At 58.2% G+C, this 15,439-nt stretch carries 15 protein-coding genes; 6 read left to right on the forward strand and 9 right to left on the reverse strand.

Going from position 1 to position 15,439, the window contains the following annotated elements:
- Positions 1–38: 38 nt before the first annotated feature.
- From K0B93_RS17785 to K0B93_RS17795, 3 genes are all read left to right on the forward strand, one after another.
- Entirely contained in the window at positions 39–446 is a 408-nt protein-coding gene (locus K0B93_RS17785) for a hypothetical protein (protein ID WP_219868591.1), read from the forward strand.
- 69 nt (positions 447–515) lie between these two features.
- A complete protein-coding gene (locus K0B93_RS17790; protein ID WP_219868592.1) occupies positions 516–923 on the forward strand; it encodes a roadblock/LC7 domain-containing protein in 408 nt (135 codons plus the stop codon).
- A gap of 16 nt (positions 924–939) precedes the next feature.
- On the forward strand, positions 940–1,803 hold the full coding sequence (locus tag K0B93_RS17795; RefSeq protein ID WP_219868593.1) for a 2Fe-2S iron-sulfur cluster-binding protein: 864 nt from the start codon (positions 940–942) through the stop codon (positions 1,801–1,803).
- A gap of 46 nt (positions 1,804–1,849) precedes the next feature.
- On the opposite strand, the gene K0B93_RS17800 is transcribed toward K0B93_RS17795, so the two are convergent.
- The 4 genes from K0B93_RS17800 to mpl form a co-directional block, all read right to left on the reverse strand.
- Positions 1,850–3,751 (reverse strand): hypothetical protein, encoded by a 1,902-nt coding sequence (locus tag K0B93_RS17800; RefSeq protein ID WP_219868594.1) that lies wholly within the window; start codon positions 3,749–3,751, stop codon positions 1,850–1,852.
- Between the two features lie 155 nt (positions 3,752–3,906).
- Positions 3,907–5,046, reverse strand: a complete 1,140-nt coding sequence (locus tag K0B93_RS17805) for an acyl-CoA dehydrogenase family protein (RefSeq protein WP_219868595.1) — start codon at positions 5,044–5,046, stop codon at positions 3,907–3,909.
- Between the two features lie 122 nt (positions 5,047–5,168).
- Positions 5,169–5,822, reverse strand: coding sequence for a flavin prenyltransferase UbiX (locus K0B93_RS17810; protein ID WP_219868596.1), 654 nt, complete (start codon positions 5,820–5,822; stop codon positions 5,169–5,171).
- A 37-nt stretch (positions 5,823–5,859) separates the two neighbouring features.
- A complete protein-coding gene (gene mpl / locus K0B93_RS17815) occupies positions 5,860–7,254 on the reverse strand; it encodes a UDP-N-acetylmuramate:L-alanyl-gamma-D-glutamyl-meso-diaminopimelate ligase (RefSeq protein ID WP_219868597.1) in 1,395 nt (464 codons plus the stop codon).
- 156 nt (positions 7,255–7,410) lie between these two features.
- Between mpl and K0B93_RS17820 the strand changes: the two genes are divergently transcribed.
- Positions 7,411–8,673 carry a 6-phosphofructokinase gene (locus K0B93_RS17820; RefSeq protein ID WP_219868598.1) on the forward strand — a complete coding sequence of 421 codons (1,263 nt, stop codon included), beginning with the start codon at positions 7,411–7,413 and terminating at the stop codon, positions 8,671–8,673.
- An 80-nt stretch (positions 8,674–8,753) separates the two neighbouring features.
- Here K0B93_RS17820 and K0B93_RS17825 read toward each other — a convergent pair whose 3' ends face one another.
- Both K0B93_RS17825 and K0B93_RS17830 read right to left on the reverse strand, forming a co-directional pair.
- Positions 8,754–9,008, reverse strand: coding sequence for a GrxA family glutaredoxin (locus tag K0B93_RS17825; protein WP_219868599.1), 255 nt, complete (start codon positions 9,006–9,008; stop codon positions 8,754–8,756).
- A 160-nt stretch (positions 9,009–9,168) separates the two neighbouring features.
- Positions 9,169–11,295: a methyl-accepting chemotaxis protein gene (locus K0B93_RS17830; protein ID WP_219868600.1), complete on the reverse strand. Its 2,127-nt coding sequence runs from the start codon at positions 11,293–11,295 to the stop codon at positions 9,169–9,171.
- A 60-nt stretch (positions 11,296–11,355) separates the two neighbouring features.
- On the opposite strand from K0B93_RS17830, the gene K0B93_RS17835 reads away from it, so the two are divergent.
- Positions 11,356–11,784, forward strand: coding sequence for a YqaA family protein (locus tag K0B93_RS17835; RefSeq protein ID WP_219868601.1), 429 nt, complete (start codon positions 11,356–11,358; stop codon positions 11,782–11,784).
- On the opposite strand, the gene K0B93_RS17840 is transcribed toward K0B93_RS17835, so the two are convergent.
- Entirely contained in the window at positions 11,739–13,169 is a 1,431-nt protein-coding gene (locus tag K0B93_RS17840) for an ABC1 kinase family protein (protein ID WP_219868602.1), read from the reverse strand. The two genes, K0B93_RS17835 and K0B93_RS17840, sit on opposite strands and share 46 nt — an antisense overlap.
- 250 nt (positions 13,170–13,419) lie before the next feature.
- On the opposite strand from K0B93_RS17840, the gene K0B93_RS17845 reads away from it, so the two are divergent.
- A complete protein-coding gene (locus K0B93_RS17845; RefSeq protein WP_219868603.1) occupies positions 13,420–14,511 on the forward strand; it encodes a GGDEF domain-containing protein in 1,092 nt (363 codons plus the stop codon).
- Positions 14,512–14,514: 3 nt separating this feature from the next.
- On the opposite strand, the gene lipB is transcribed toward K0B93_RS17845, so the two are convergent.
- On the reverse strand, positions 14,515–15,153 hold the full coding sequence (gene lipB / locus K0B93_RS17850; RefSeq protein WP_219868604.1) for a lipoyl(octanoyl) transferase LipB: 639 nt from the start codon (positions 15,151–15,153) through the stop codon (positions 14,515–14,517).
- Positions 15,154–15,158: 5 nt separating this feature from the next.
- The gene (locus K0B93_RS17855; RefSeq protein ID WP_218636911.1) at positions 15,159–15,428 is read right to left on the reverse strand and encodes a YbeD family protein; all 270 of its coding nucleotides are present in this window, start codon (positions 15,426–15,428) and stop codon (positions 15,159–15,161) included.
- Between the last annotated feature and the right edge of the window lie 11 nt (positions 15,429–15,439).

The raw sequence follows: 15,439 nt of genomic DNA on the forward strand, positions 1-15,439 counted from the left end.
CAGATCCTGTGAAAACTAAAAGATGAGGAGAACAACGAATGTCCGACCTTGATAACGCTATTCAGCAAGCTATATCAACCATTCCGGAGTGCCTTGCCGGTGGCTACGTAGATCTGTCCAGCGGGATGCTTCTCGGTATTAAAACCGTGGACTCACACCCTGAGGAAGTACTTGAAATGCTCGCGGCAGCAACTGCCGACCTGTTCCAGGGTCCTAACGTCGTCAGCATCGAAAATATGTTCAAGAAAGCCCGAGGCTTGCCACTTGACGACTTCCATTACTTCCAGGAAATCATTGTTAACAGCGAAAACCTGATTCACGTGTTCATGCGAACCAAAGAAAACCAGGACCACGTTGTGACCTTTGTCTGTCGCAAAACAGCCAACCTGGGCATGGTAATTACAAAAGCCCGCAGCGCTCTACCAAAAGTTGAAGCAGCACTGTAACTCATCTGCCGGCCGGGCTTACGCTCGGCCAGGCAACTCCTCCAGTGAGCTATTAAACAGGAATAACGGATGACCGCCGAGATTAATTCCGGGCAAAATCACCCGAAAGCGAGTGCTGCAAGGTCGATTTTGAGAGAGTTAAACGCTTCCTCAGATGACATAGAAGCCTCAGCCACAATGACAACCGACGGTTACATCATTGGTGCTGTACTGAGTAAAGATACTGATCAAGACCGGTTTGCGGCAATGTGTGCATCTCTACTCGCATTGGCTGAAAAGGCTGCGGACGAGATCGCCCGAGGCCAGATGAAGCAACTTTTAATAGAAGGATCTCAGGGACTGATGCTTTTGGTAAGGGCCGGCGGAGACAAGGTTCTCGCGGTGGCTGCAAAACCAACCGTCAATCTCGGACGCATCTTTCTTGAGGCACGCAAATCTGCCACAAAAATTGACCAACTCATCGGTAACGAATACTGAAGCATGAGCAATAGCAATGTTTAAAGTTGAATATCTGGGAAGCCATTATAACTGTGGGTCAGAGGAGACAATACTTGAGGCTATGCTCCGGCAAGGTGTGAAATTTCCATTTTCATGCCGCAAAGGCTCCTGTCACGCCTGCATCCATATTGCCGAAAAGGGGTCGCTTCCCCCTGACTCTCAGAAAGGATTAAGTAGCGAGCAGGTCGATGAGGGGTTCTTTCTTCCCTGTGTCTGCAAACCGACAGACTCGCTCTCGATTATTCCAGGAAACAAAAGAACCCTGAATAAAAAGCTGCCCGCTGGTGCCTCTGAGGGTGGCACATTTTTATCGCCTGACCCTGAAATGTGGGAAGCATTGGACGATGGTCGCGTGCTGGCTGAGATTCTGGAAGATTTCTACACAGAGGCTTTTTCAGATGAAAGGCTTTCTCCCTTTTTTCACGGCGTAACCCAGCAACGCGCTCAAGAAAAACAGTACCTCTTCCTCCGACAAAAATTTACCGGAGAAAAAGTCTATTTCGGAGACAGGCCAAAAAATGCCCACCATTGGATGGTCATATCCAACGATCTTTTCGATTACCGAGAGTCGTTGATGATGGAATGCCTGAAACGCCATAACTTGCCTGAACACTTGATAGAGCGTTGGCGCAGTCTGGAAAACAGCTTTCGTGGGGATATTGTCAAGGATGAGCCCTGGAATCGAAAAATAGGCGATATCGAAATGCCCGTATCGGGTTACGGAGAAGTCACGCTGGAAATCGGGTCACTCTGCGATAGCTGCAATGCTGAGATACAAGAGGGCACAACCGTGCGATATCATCTTCGCTTGGGGACTCTTTACTGCCCCAACTGCATGAATTCGCCTGTGGAGGGCTGACCTGACCATTGAGTGCCGTAATAAGCTCCCAAGCCCATCTTCTTAGTCATTCGAGTAAACCCAGCAAATAATCGGATAACCTCTGGTAGCCATACTCCACGCGAGCATAGACTCCCGAAGGTGCTTCCTCAAATTCCCGCCCGCAGGCCCGGGCACCGCTGTATTTCTTCAGATAAGCTTCTTCGATTAGGTTGGGCTGCCCGGCCTCGAAGGTGCCTTCGCCCACCGGCGGATAATACATCACCCATTCGAAACTTCCGTCGGCGTCGACGTTGGTCAGGCTGGCCGATGCCGGGTCCAGGAAACCATACCGGAGCGGACGTTTGAGCGTGAGGCGGTCTTCAGGCCCCGGATATGCAAATTCCCTCGCATCAAATTCCAGCGCGAGATCCACAAAACTAGCGGGCTGGGGCGAATACCCCGAAAAGTCATAACCCTGAGCCGCACTGACGACCAGATCCATGCCAACGGCCTCCTGCGCCACCGTGCAGTCAGTCAGGGCTTCACTGAAGGTCAGCGCTTCGAGCTCTGAGCCGCTTTCGCTCAACCGGTAACCGGGAAAGCCGGCCGTGGCGTTTGCCTCTTGCGGCTCCAGCGTTCGGGTAAGCATGGAGCCACCGGGCTGGGGGATTTGAGCAACCAGCTCGGCCAGACTGCCATCCTGCATCGTCCAGCTATAAGTGACTTCCGGATTGCCACCCAGCTCGCTGGACCCCGCAAAAATACCCTCCTGATCGTGACAGGTGGTCGTTGTCTCGAAATAGATGCGGTTATTCACCCAATCAAACTCAAGACGCTCATCAACGCCGGCGTTGGCGAAGTTAATCCGGCTCTGGGCCGACAAAGCAGCAGACGGCAGCCACTGGGTACCGAGATTGGCGACATAACCACCCGCCGAAATCAGCCGCGCCAGCTCGGGCATCGAAGGGGACAGGCAGCCCTCGGCAGAGACGGACTTGATGCGCCCATCTTCGCTGTAGTCAAAGGCCAGTTCGGCCGATATCTGCAGGTCCGAGAGGTTGGCTGGCAAGGTATCAGATCGCTCCGGCTGCGCGAAAACCCGCTGCAGGGTGAGCAACGTCGGATCACTCAGCGCCAGTGGAACCTCCGGCAGAACCAGCGAATCGATATCAACGTTGGCGAAATCACCATTCGCGGCGTCGTTCACGATACCGATCACCTGATTTGCATTCTGGACCAGGGAAATACCAAGAAGGAAAGCCGCCTGAGGGCTCAGGTACCGTTCGGTACCGTCGCTGCCGGGCGCAGCCAGAAGGTGGTTGTACTCCTGGGGCACCTGACTGGCCATGAATCGCGCCAGGGCACGGGCATAGGCGTGTGCCTGATCGTCACCGGCGAGGACGTAATCCCGAACCAGATTGAGGTCGACCAAACTGGCATCCAGGTCCTCCCCTGCCCCTTCCGGCAGGCCAGCCAATCCCCGGAACCTTGCCAGCGTGGTCAGCGGAGTGATATTGCGGAGCCCCGGCGATGCCGACATCATGAAGGCATCGGTAACGACCAAGTCACCGGCCCGGGTCTCCTCCAGTGTCTGCCCCGGGATCGCCAAGGCGATCAAGGGGTAGTCCCGGGGATCCAGATCAGGTCCGACAACGGGGTCAACCGACAGCTCGGATACGTCCAGGGAAAACGCACCACCCGCCCCGCTCATGGCCGTTGGTTCGCCCGACTCCAGAACCACATCAGCGCCATTTTCCAGGGTGATAATCAGCGGCCCGGCGGTGTACTGGCCATCCCGATCCATATCCAGCCAGACCCGTGCATTTTTCAGGTAGCCATCGATAACCTTGCCCGTATAGGCCGCAGATTCGCTGTATTCAGCACCATCAAAATCTCTGCCATCCACGGGCAGCTGATCGGATTCCTCACCGCAACCGGTCAGGGTGAGCGTGAGAGCGAAGACGGAGAGACTCGGGAGGCGTTTCATCGCGGCAACCGTTTATCCTTGTTAGAGGTTGTGCCGCTACTTTAGGGGATGTGGAGATCGGAGACCTTGATAGGTTTGGCAATTTGTAAACTTTGGTAACGCATTCGCAGCGACGGCGGGTCCCGGCGGCTTGACACCGCCGGGACCCAGGCGCTTCAGAAGGAGCGGGCCACGATTTCTTTCATGATCTCGTTGGTGCCGGCATAGATGCGCTGGACACGGGAATCGGCCCAGGCCCGAGCGATCGGGTATTCCCACATGTAACCGTAGCCACCGTGAAGCTGAACGCACTCATCCATGACCTTGCACTGCAAATCCGTGGTGAGCTGCTTGAGCATGGCCGCCGTCGGAATATCCAGTTTCCTCTCGAGATGAAGTTCCAGGCAGCGGTCGGTGAAAACGCGGGCCGCGGTAATCTCAGCCTTCATTTCCGCCATCTTGAACCGGGTATTCTGGAACTTGATGACCGGCTTGCCGAATGCCTTACGCTCTTTCACGTAATCCAGCGTCCATTGCCACGCCGCTTCAGCGGCAGCCACGGCCGAGAGTGCAACCTGGAGGCGCTCAGCCGGCAGCTCCTGCATGAGCTGGAAGAAACCCTGGCCTTCCATGGACCCCAACAGGTGGGTAACCGGCACCTTCACATCCTGGAAGAACAGCTCGGAGGTATCCTGAGCTTTCATACCAACCTTGTTCAGGTTCTGGCCTTTTTCAAATCCTTCCCAGGCGGCCTCAACCAGCAGCAGGCTGGTGCCCTTGGCCCCCTCTTTCGGGTCGGTCTTGGCAACCACAATAACCAGGTCGGCCAGCTGGCCGTTGGTGATAAAGGTCTTGGAGCCATTCAACACATAGTGATCACCGTTTTTGACCGCTGTGGTTTTCACACCCTGAAGGTCGGTCCCGGCACCGGGTTCGGTCATGGCAATGGCGGTGATCATTTCGCCGGATACCAGCTTCGGCAGATAGTGCTGCTTCTGCTCTTCCGAGCCGTAATTGAGGATATAGGGCGCTACGATGTCCGAATGCAGGCCCCAGCCGATACCCGACAGACCCGCCCGAGACACCTCTTCCATTACCACGGCACTGTAGCGAAAGTCCGCGCCGGCGCCGCCGTACTCCTCGGGCGTAGTGGGGCACAGGAAACCGAGCTCCCCTGCTTTCTGCCAGAGTTCACGGCTGACCTGGCCGTCCTTCTCCCATTGCTCATGGTATGGCACCGCTTCCTGCTCAAGAAACTTGCGGACGGAATCGCGAAAGCCTTCTAGATCGGCATCGAAGAGCGTACGTGGAATCATCGTGAACCTCGGTGGATAACCTGTGTTGTGTTTGTCGTCCACCAAGTCTCGGCCGGGAGGCCCGTTCGCTCAATGATGAAAACCATCAATCGCGCTGACCAAAACCATCGCCGGGGGCAGGATCAGGTTGATGCGTTGCGCTTGGCTTGCGCTCGTTCCTCGCCCCAGCGAGGCATCAGATCCTGGGAAATTTCGAGATGATCCAGCACACGGGCTACCACAAAATCCACCAGATCCTGCACCGATGCCGGCTTGTGGTAGAAACCGGGGCTGGCCGGCATGATCACGGCACCCATCCGGTTCAGCTTCAGCATGTTTTCCAGATGAACCTCGGAAAACGGTGCTTCCCTCGGCACCAGGATCAACTGCCGACGCTCTTTCAGAGCCACATCACCGGCCCGCTCGATGAGGTTGTTGCTGGCGCCTGTGGCAAGAGCGGAGAGGGTGCCGGTGCTGCAGGGGCAGATCACCAGGGGCGCTTTTTCACCTGAGCCCGACGCCGGAGGTGCAAACCAGTCTTCCCGGCCGAACACCAGCACCTGCCCCGGATCCGCCTGCGCCCACTCGGTCAGGGTTGCCTGCATCCCGGGCGGCGTGCCCGGCAGTTTCAGATCGGTTTCTGTGGCAATAACCACCTGCGCCGCCCGGCTGATCATGACATGAACCCGACAGCCGGCCGCAACCAGACATTGCAGGAGACGCAACCCATACTGGGCACCGGACGCGCCGGTGAACGCCAGATTGATGGTTCGCGCCTGCGGGGAATGCTCGGTCATGGCTCAGCCCTGGGTAGAGGAAAGGAACACTGGAATATCAGTTCTGGATACGTTCAAGCTCGGCAACGAGTTTGCCGTGAATCCCCCCGAATCCGCCGTTGCTCATGATGACAATGTGGCAGGGACTCGGCAGATCGTCCAACGCCCGGCCAATCAGGCTGTCAACCGACGCTTCAACGCTGTGCTGACCGGCATCGTCGTGACCGGACTGCCAGTCGGCAACCAGCTCTGGCAACCACGCCATCCCGTTGAGGTTGGCCCAAAGCACCCGATCAGCGGCTGCTGCGCTTGGCAGCAATGTTTTCTGGTGCACACCCTGCTTCATGGTGTTGGAACGGGGTTCAATCAGCGCGACGATCGGTTCGTCCCCCACCTGCGCCCGCAGCCCTTCGAGCGTGGTCGCGATGGCTGTCGGGTGATGGGCGAAGTCATCGTATACCCGGACCCCGCCCACATCGGCCAACAGTTCCATTCTGCGCTTCACGCCGGAGAACCGGCACAAGGCCGCCACAGCGTGGTCCGGCGTCACCCCCACGTGACGGGCGGCGGCGATCGCAGCCAGGGCATTGCGCACGTTGTGCATGCCAGTCTGGGACCACTTCAGTGTCGCCACAGGCTGTTCATGGTGGATCACCATGAATCGGCTACCGTCCTCCGATAGCAGCTCGGCCCGCCAGTCCGAAGTGCGGGGTGTTTCGCTACCGATCGACGTGTCCTGGACCGGGCTCCAGCAACCCAGCTCCAGGGCATTGTCCAGATGTGCGTCCACCGCCGGCCGGATGATCAGCCCCCGGGAAGGCACGGTCCGGACGAGATGATGGAACTGCCGCTCGATAGCCTCGACATTGTCGAAGATATCGGCATGATCGAATTCCAGGTTGTTGAGGATCAGGGTGTGGGGCCGGTAGTGAATGAACTTTGAGCGCTTGTCGAAGAACGCGCTGTCGTATTCGTCGGCCTCGATGACAAAGAAATCGCTGTTGCCAAGCCGCGCTGACACCGGGAAGTCGTTGGGCACACCACCCACGAGGTAACCCGGCTCAAACCCGGCCTGCTCCAGAATCCACAACAGCATGGACGTGGTCGTGGTTTTGCCGTGGGTTCCCGCCACGGCAAGCACCCAGCGATGCCTCAGTACTTCCCGGGCCAACCACTCGGGCCCTGACATGTAATCGATGTTCTGGTTGAGGACCGCTTCCACCTCCTCATTGCCCCGTGACATGGCGTTGCCAATCAGCACCAGATCCGGTACCGGCTCGAGGTGGTCAGCGCTGTAGCCTTCCATGAGCTGGATGCCCTGAGCTTCCAGCTGGGTACTCATGGGTGGATAGACGCCCTGGTCGGAACCGGTGACGGTATGGCCCAGTTCCCGCGCCAAAACCGCAAGGCTGCCCATAAAGGTGCCACAGATCCCCAGGATATGAATATGCATTCCGCTACTGCCCTCTCCCATTGAAACCCGACAAGCCTCCCGTATCCGTCCGGGCCCGTCAAGAGGCTTGCCATCAGCAATCCTGCTCATGAAAATCCGCGTCGATTGGCGTATCATCGGCGCCATTGTCGAACCAGCAGGAGGCTCCAGCCCAAGATGGCCATCAAGAACGCATTCTACGCTCAATCCGGCGGCGTTACCGCCGTTATCAATGCCAGTGCCTGCGGGGTCATCCAGACCGCGCGCAAGCATCCGGACAAGATAGGCAAAGTCTTCGCCGGCCGTAACGGCATCATCGGGGCATTGAGGGAAGAACTGATTGATACCAGCCTTGAAAGCGACGACGCCATCCAGGCCCTGATCCACACTCCCGGTGGCGCATTCGGCTCCTGCCGTCACAAGCTCAAGAACATCTCCGAGAACCGCCGCGAGTACGAACGCCTGATTGAAGTTTTCCGCGCCCACGACATCGGATACTTCTTCTACAATGGTGGCGGTGACTCTCAGGATACCGCCTACAAGGTATCTCAGATTGCCGACAAGATGGGCTACCCCATTACCTGCATCGGTGTCCCCAAAACCGTCGACAACGACCTGCCTTTTACAGACTGCTGCCCCGGCTTCGGCTCCGTTGCCAAGTACATTGCCACCTCCACACTGGAAGCCAGCCTGGACATCAAGTCCATGTGCGAAACCTCCACCAAGGTCTTTATTCTTGAAGTGATGGGGCGTCATGCGGGCTGGATCGCCGCCTCGGGAGGCCTGGCGGGCCAGGGCGAAGGCGAGCCACCGCACATTATCCTGTTCCCGGAGATCCCGTTCGATCGCGAAGCCTTCCTGGCACGGGTCGATCACTGTGTAAAGGAATATGGTTACTGCGTGGTGGTTGCCTCAGAAGGGGCCCAATACGAAGACGGTCGATTCCTGGCGGACGCCGGTGCCAAGGATGCCTTTGGCCACACCCAGCTCGGCGGTGTCGCCCCGGCACTGGCCAATATGGTGAAGCAGGCCCTTGGCCACAAATACCACTGGGCAGTTGCCGATTACCTGCAGCGCAGTGCCCGGCACATCGCGTCAGCTACCGACGTACAGCAGGCCTATGCAGTGGGCGAGGCGGCCGTGGAAATGGCGATCAGTGGCAAGCAGGCCCTGATGCCGACTATTGTCAGGGAGCAGGCCAAGCCTTACCGCTGGAAAATTGGTGAGGCTCCCCTGAGTGAAGTGGCCAACCAGGAAAAGAAAATGCCGATCCACTACATCACCGACGATGGGTTCGGAATTACCCAGGATTGCCGAGACTACCTCGAGCCGCTGATCGCCGGGGAAAGCTTTCCTCCGTTCGATAACGGCCTGCCCAGGGTGGCAAAACTGAAAAACCAGCTGGTCGAGAAGAAACTCAAAACCCCTTTCGATCTTTGAACCGCGCAGATATCCGCCCAATAAAAAACGCCCGGAAGCTCAAACTTCCGGGCGTTTTTAATCCCGTCGGGCGAAGCCGGTCAGTCGGCTGTCGCCGCCTCCTGCTGACGCACGAACATGAAAAACTCGTCGCAACCACCAATGTATCGGTCACCCACCAGAATCTGAGGCACCGTATGCACGGGCCTGCCAATGCGATTGGCGATGTCAGTCTTGCTCAGCCCCTCCGCCATCATATCGACCCACTTGTACGGCAGCCCTTTCGCTTCGCAAAGGCTCTTGGCCCGCACGCAAAAACCGCAGCTCGAGCGGCCATAAATAATCACCTGATCCATAACGACCTCCTGAACACCGGCGCTATTTTACGTTCTACCCATTAAATCTTGGGCCCAATGATCGCACGGTGGCCAGCAATTGAAAATTGATGCTTTGAATCACCGCCATAGTACGGGACGATGTCGCGACTTCTAACCGGGCCCGCGCCCGGATCTCCGGTCAGGTTATCAGTCGCCCAAGCTCCCGCTCGAGTACCTGAACCTGTTCATCCAACGCCGTGCCGCTGCTCTTGACCCGGGTAGCCAATTCCCTCAGATCGTTCGCCGCATCACCAATCTGGGTCAGGTTTCGATTGATCTCCTCACTGACAGAACTCTGCTCTTCGGCCGCCGTGGCGACGTGCGTCACGTGCTCGACAATGGTGCCAATGCGCTCGACCACCGTTGCCAGCGAATGGGCCGCTTCCTGGGTACCGTCGACTGCGTTGGAGGCGCGCTCCACGCCACTCTCGATGACCGAGACCGCACCGCTTACATCGGCCTTCAGGCCGTCAATCATTTCGCTGATTTCGTCGGTCGACTGCCGGGTGCGTGAGGCCAGCGTCCGAACCTCGTCCGCGACCACCGCGAATCCGCGCCCCTGCTCACCGGCCCGGGCGGCTTCAATGGCGGCGTTGAGCGCCAGAAGGTTTGTCTGCTCGGCGACCCCCCGAATAACATCCAGAATGCGATTGATATCCTCGCTGCGGCTGGCAACGTGGCCAATCGCCGTGCTCGCCTCGCTCATGTCTACGGACACTTCGTTGACACCATTGACCGCCGACAGCAGGGTATCCTGGGTAAACCGGATGCCGTCCTGAGCCATTCGCGCGTTATCCGCCGCATCCACGGCAAAGCCGGCGACCTCGCCGGCCGCCGCCGACATCTCGTTCATGGCGGTCACCACACTGTCAATATCCTGATGCTGACGGGAAGTCTGCTCGTCGGTTTCCATGGCAATGGCACCGACGCCTCTGGCCTGTTCGCTCACGCTCGCGTTCACGTCCTTGAGGTCATTGATCATGCCCCGAAGCCGGCTCAGGAAGGTATTGAAACCCGCCGCCAGGTCGATCAGCTCGGCGTGCGTATCGATATCCAGTTCCCGGGTCAGGTCGCCTTCGGCGCTGGCCAGGTTCTGCATCCGGTCCCGGATTTCGTTCAACGGCCGGGTCACCGACCGTACCAGCAGCACCAGTGCCAGCGTAGCCACCACGACCACCACCACGCCAACCAAAGTCTGGCCCGTTGCCGTTGCAGCGACTTCGTCCGACAGCATGGTCGTTATCTCGTGCACACCGGCAAGCGCGGTATCCCGGGGCAACTCGATCAGCAGGGACCACTGGGTATTGGCGAGGCCGATCTCAACCGGATAGGACACAGCGAGTGTGTCGCCGGTATCAAAACTGCCGTCCTCCCGATGCAACTGGACAAACGGATCCGCCAGCTCAGGCAGGGCCTCGCGCAGTGGCCGGCCAAGGTGTTCCTGATAATGGCTGGACGCGGCGATCAGACCTTTTGCGCTCAACAGCGTTACCCGGGACTCGCCGCTGAACAGGTTCTGGCTGACGCCCGCGATGGTTTTCTGCAGTTGGGACAAGTTAATGTCGGTGCCGGTAACCCCGGCGAATTCACCGTCGTTGAGGATCGGCATGACCAGGCTGGTCATCAGTTCGCTGTAACCCCCTTCGATCTCGTATTCGTAGGGCTCCATGATGCAGGGTGACCTGGTGTCACGGGAACAGAGATACCACTCCGCTTCCCGGATGCCGAACTCGTTACGCTGTTCCAGGTATTTGGTAGCAGGGTCCTCGGTCCGGCTGAACACCACGTTGTCGTCCGGGTCCCGATAGTAGTAGATTTCCAGGGTTCCTTCGTCGCTGCTGTGTTCTTCGACGCCCCCGGTAAAATAGCGGTCCTGGCCATCGTAGGCATCCGGCTCGAACTGGGCATAGATGGAACTGAGACTCTCCTGCTCCTCCAGAACCGCGCCAATGGTTTCCTGGAGCGCAAGACGACTGATTCGCCCGGAGCTGTCCGCCTGAATGTTGCGGGTTATCACGTTCCGAACCACCTCCGGCGTCCGGTAGGCGGTGGCAAACTGACCACTCACCAGTTCGCCATACTTCCCTGCCGTTGCGCTCAACTGGTCCATGACAATACCCTGAACCGTATCCCTGGTTTCGGTGGTCAACCGCTGCTCCATGCTGCCGAGTGACATCTGGGCAGTGATGACAATGCTGATTCCCATGACCAACAAAAGCGATATCACCAGGGCATAGAGTTTGAACTGAAGGGAAAGCTGTTTCATGGTGGAGCGACCTGTTTGACGAGAAGGCAACGTTCTGATTCTTGATGGAAGGAGATCCGGTTGGCGTACCTGACACTGTTCCTGACGGCTTTTGCAGCCGCGACACTGTTGCCCGCGTATTCAGAAATACTGCTGGGAACCCTTGTGGCGCAGGGACTGTCGTACTGGTGGTTGTGGTTCTGGGCCACCCTGGGCAATACGCTTGGCTCCGTCGTTAATGGTCTTATCGGCCGGCAGGTGGATCGCTTTAAGGATAAAAAGTGGTTTCCGATCAGCGAATATCAGTTGCATCGTGCACGGAACCGTTTCAACCGGTACGGTCAGTGGTCGCTGCTTCTGGGCTGGCTGCCTCTCGGCGGTGATGCACTGACTCTGGTAGGCGGCATCATGCGGGTGCCCTGGTTCAACTTCGTGATCCTTGTAGGCATTGGCAAGGGGCTTCGCTACGCCTTCGTGCTCTGGCTGGTGGCTGAAGCGTCTTCCCCGTAGAGATACTTGCGCAACAGGGGCTCACCGTTGAACTCAGAGTGCAGCACCGCGATAAAGGTGTACACGCCGATCAGTTTACGGTTGAGAAAAACAAATTCCTTGGGCGGTACCCGGAAATACCGGCTGATGGCGGATCGGGCCGCCTGGCGGGCCACCCTGGAGGGCAGGTCGCTTTGCTTCCAGCGGTACTGGCCATGGACGTTCACCGCATAATCCGGCCACTGGTCCTGATTCCGGGACAACGGCTCCAGCACTGACATGCAGACCGAACCAAAGGTCTCCAGCACATCCCCGGGCCAGTCCCGGCTCATGAAGCGCAGTTTTACACCGCCCTCTATCACCGCTTCCAGATCATTTTCGTAGGAGGCGCGGATCATCTGCCGTACCGGATCAAGAAACTCGTCGCTGTAGGCCTGAACGGCACCGAAATCCAGCAGTACGATGCGATCATAGCCGGGGTCTTCTCCCTCCTCGCCGGCAATCCGGATCCGGTAATTGCCGAAATTGGGGTCGGTCTGGATCTCGCCCCAGACAAACAGCTCACGGAAGAACAGTTCCAGCGCTGCCTCGCCGAGGGCCGTGCGCCGTGCGAGCGGGAGTTCACGGACGGGCCCGGAGCTGACCGCATGACCGTGCTCGTAGGTTGAGGCAATAACGTGGGCAGTGGAAAATTCCTGCAGCACCCGCGGTACGATAAATCGCGGATCGGAAGCCAGCATGCCACGGAATTTTTCAGTCGTTCGGGCTTCGAGACGGTAATCCACCTCTCGGTGCATCATATCCCGCACTTCTTCCAGCCAGTCATTGAATTCCGGACCAAAACTGACCAGACGGGCAATTTTCAGGAGTTGCGCAACCGCATTCAGGTCGCTGTCGACCGCATCTGCCACCCCCGGATACTGGACTTTAAGCACCAGCTCCAGACCGTCGCTGCGCCGCACCGCACGGTGAACCTGACCCAGGGACGCAGCACCGATGGGCTCGGGGTCGACGTCCAGCTCCGCCAGGCGCCCGGCCCCCAGCTCTTCTTTCAGGACTCGCTCTATCGCCGGCCATTCCAGCGACGTGGTCTGATCCTCCAGCGTATGCAATGCCTCGGTCACTTCCTCCGGCAGGAAGTGCTCACCGTAAAGCGCCATGACCTGACCAATCTTGACGACACTGCCCTTCAACTGACCCAGCTCGTCAACGAGGAAGCGAGCCTGACTGGACAGCATGGCCCGGTGCTTCTTCTCTCGCTTTTCCTTGTTGCTGAACCAGTTGGTGGCCATGTGGGAAGCCATGCGGCCGCTCGCGTAAAGACCGGCGCGGGTGAGGCTCAATCGGCGCTCGAAGCTGCCGGTTTTGATGCGGGAGACCGATTTACCTGGACGTCTGGCTGACATGAATGACCTGTCGCGATCCGAAAATTTCACCGTCACCGGCGGCTGTCTTCATTATACGGATACTGTGGCAGCGTAACCTAACCGTATCGACCCTTACTCCTCGGCCGCCGAGCCAATGCACCGGCCTGGCTGCAAGGTTAAAGGTGTCTGTATTACCTGTTTACGTTTTTATACAGTTTTCGGCCCAAAACCGATCTAGTATTGGCTTGCACAGGATCCATGAACCGCATCACAACAACAAGACTCGGACATGACAACTGGTTCACTGAAAACTCCGGACCCGAAACTGTCTCAGTTTCGGGTCAAAGGGGAAATACCGGTCCCTTTACTGATCAACTGGCTGACCGCCGTTGCTATCCCTCTGCTGCTGTTTTTCGCCTGGCGCTCCAGCCTGCGGGACGATCCAGTCACCTCGCCCCTACTCGTTACGATCGCTGTGCTGCTCGCTATCAACGCCGCCGTGTTCTGGTTCAGCGGCAGCAAGGTCGCACAGCGACGGGGTTTCATCGCCCTGATAACCGTGCTGTTTACCTACCTGGCCGTCCATGCGGTGGAAGATGGTTCCGCCATTATCTGGCTGTTCGCCTACCCGCCCATCATCTTTTACATCAGCGATGCCCGCGTTGGGGTGCTGGCCTGCGCGGGGGGCTTTATCGCCCTCTTGCTGCTCTTCAGTCCGCTGGGCGATCTGATCTTCAGCGCGCCATACAGTCCCGGCTTCCGACTCACCATGCTTGCGGCTCTCGGGTTCGAGATGGTCACCTGTTACATCCTTGATCAAAGCCGCAGGCGCAGCAAGCTGGGCCTGCTCAAACTGGCGGCGGATTTCGAATACGCGGCCAAACACGATTCCCTGACCGGGCTTGCCAACCGCCGGGAAGCATTGGCGCAACTGGATGCAGAGTACCAGCGCTACCTGCGCAGCGCGCGCTCCTTCTCAGTTCTGTTGATGGACATTGATCTGTTCAAGTCGGTGAATGACACCCATGGCCACCATGTTGGTGATGAGCTGATCATCCTGGTCGCCCGAACGTTGCGGGGTGAGTGCCGAAAGATCGACACGCTTGCACGCTGGGGAGGGGAGGAGTTTCTGGCCCTGTTACCGGAAACCGAAACCGACGAGGCCCTGAAAATGGCCAATCGAATCCGGGAAGCTATTGCCCGATCCGCCGTGCCCGTGGATGAACATGCGGTAAAGGCAACCATCAGCATTGGCGCAGCCGGAATGCGCGCCTCCGAATCCATCGACCGCCTGCTGCAACGTGCGGATGAGGCCCTGTACCGAGCCAAAACCCTGGGTAGGGATCAAGCCTGCGCCGCCGAAGGGGAAAATGCAGCCTGAGCTTTACCAGCCCTGGCGGTAGTCGACGGCAGCGGCTCCGAGACCGGCAACCAACTGCGCAACCAGGCGCGCTTCGAGGTCACTGACTGTCGCACCCGGGACGAAGTCTGCCACCTGGCTCATGGGCATACCGGCATAGCCACAGGGATTGATTCGACGGAAGGGCTCCATGTCCATGGCAACGTTCAGAGCAAGTCCGTGGAAGGAACAGCCCCGCCGGACCCGAAGGCCCAATGAGGCGATCTTGGACTCGCCAACGTAGACACCCGGGGCATCCGGCCTTGGAGCGGCCTCGACTTCCAGCTCGGCCAGGGTGCGAACAATACCCTGCTCGATTTCATCCACCAGGGTTCGCACCCCAAGCTTGCGTCGGCTCAGGTCAATCAACAGATAGACAACGAGCTGTCCGGGCCCGTGATAGGTAACCTGACCGCCTCGATCCACCTGAATGACCGGGATGTCTCCCGGGGCCAGGATGTGTTCGGCCTTGCCGGCCTGTCCCTGGGTATAGACCCGGGGGTGCTCCAGACACCAGAGCTCGTCGGTAACCGTCTCGTCCCGCTCAGCGGTGAAGGACTTCATCGCTTCCCAGGTTTCCGTGTACGGCTGCTGGCCCAATGAACGGACAATAAGATCGGTCATGCTGGTTACAACACCATGTGAACCCGACCGCTGGCCTTCAGTTCCTCAAACAGCGCCTTGAGCTGGGCCTCACCGGTCGCCACGATGGTAAGCTGAACCGATGAGAACCTGCCCTTGCTGCTCTCGTTAACCGAGATGTCGGCTTCAGTGATGCCCGGCGCATGTTGTTCCACAACTTCAACCACAAAATCCGTGAAGTCGGGCGCCGAGTTGCCGATGACCTTGATGACGTAGTCACAGGGGAATTCGATTTTTGGTGCTTTCGGCTCACTCATACCGTCAATAC

The organism is Marinobacter sp. F4218 (assembly GCF_019443085.1).
GTDB lineage: Bacteria > Pseudomonadota > Gammaproteobacteria > Pseudomonadales > Oleiphilaceae > Marinobacter > Marinobacter albus.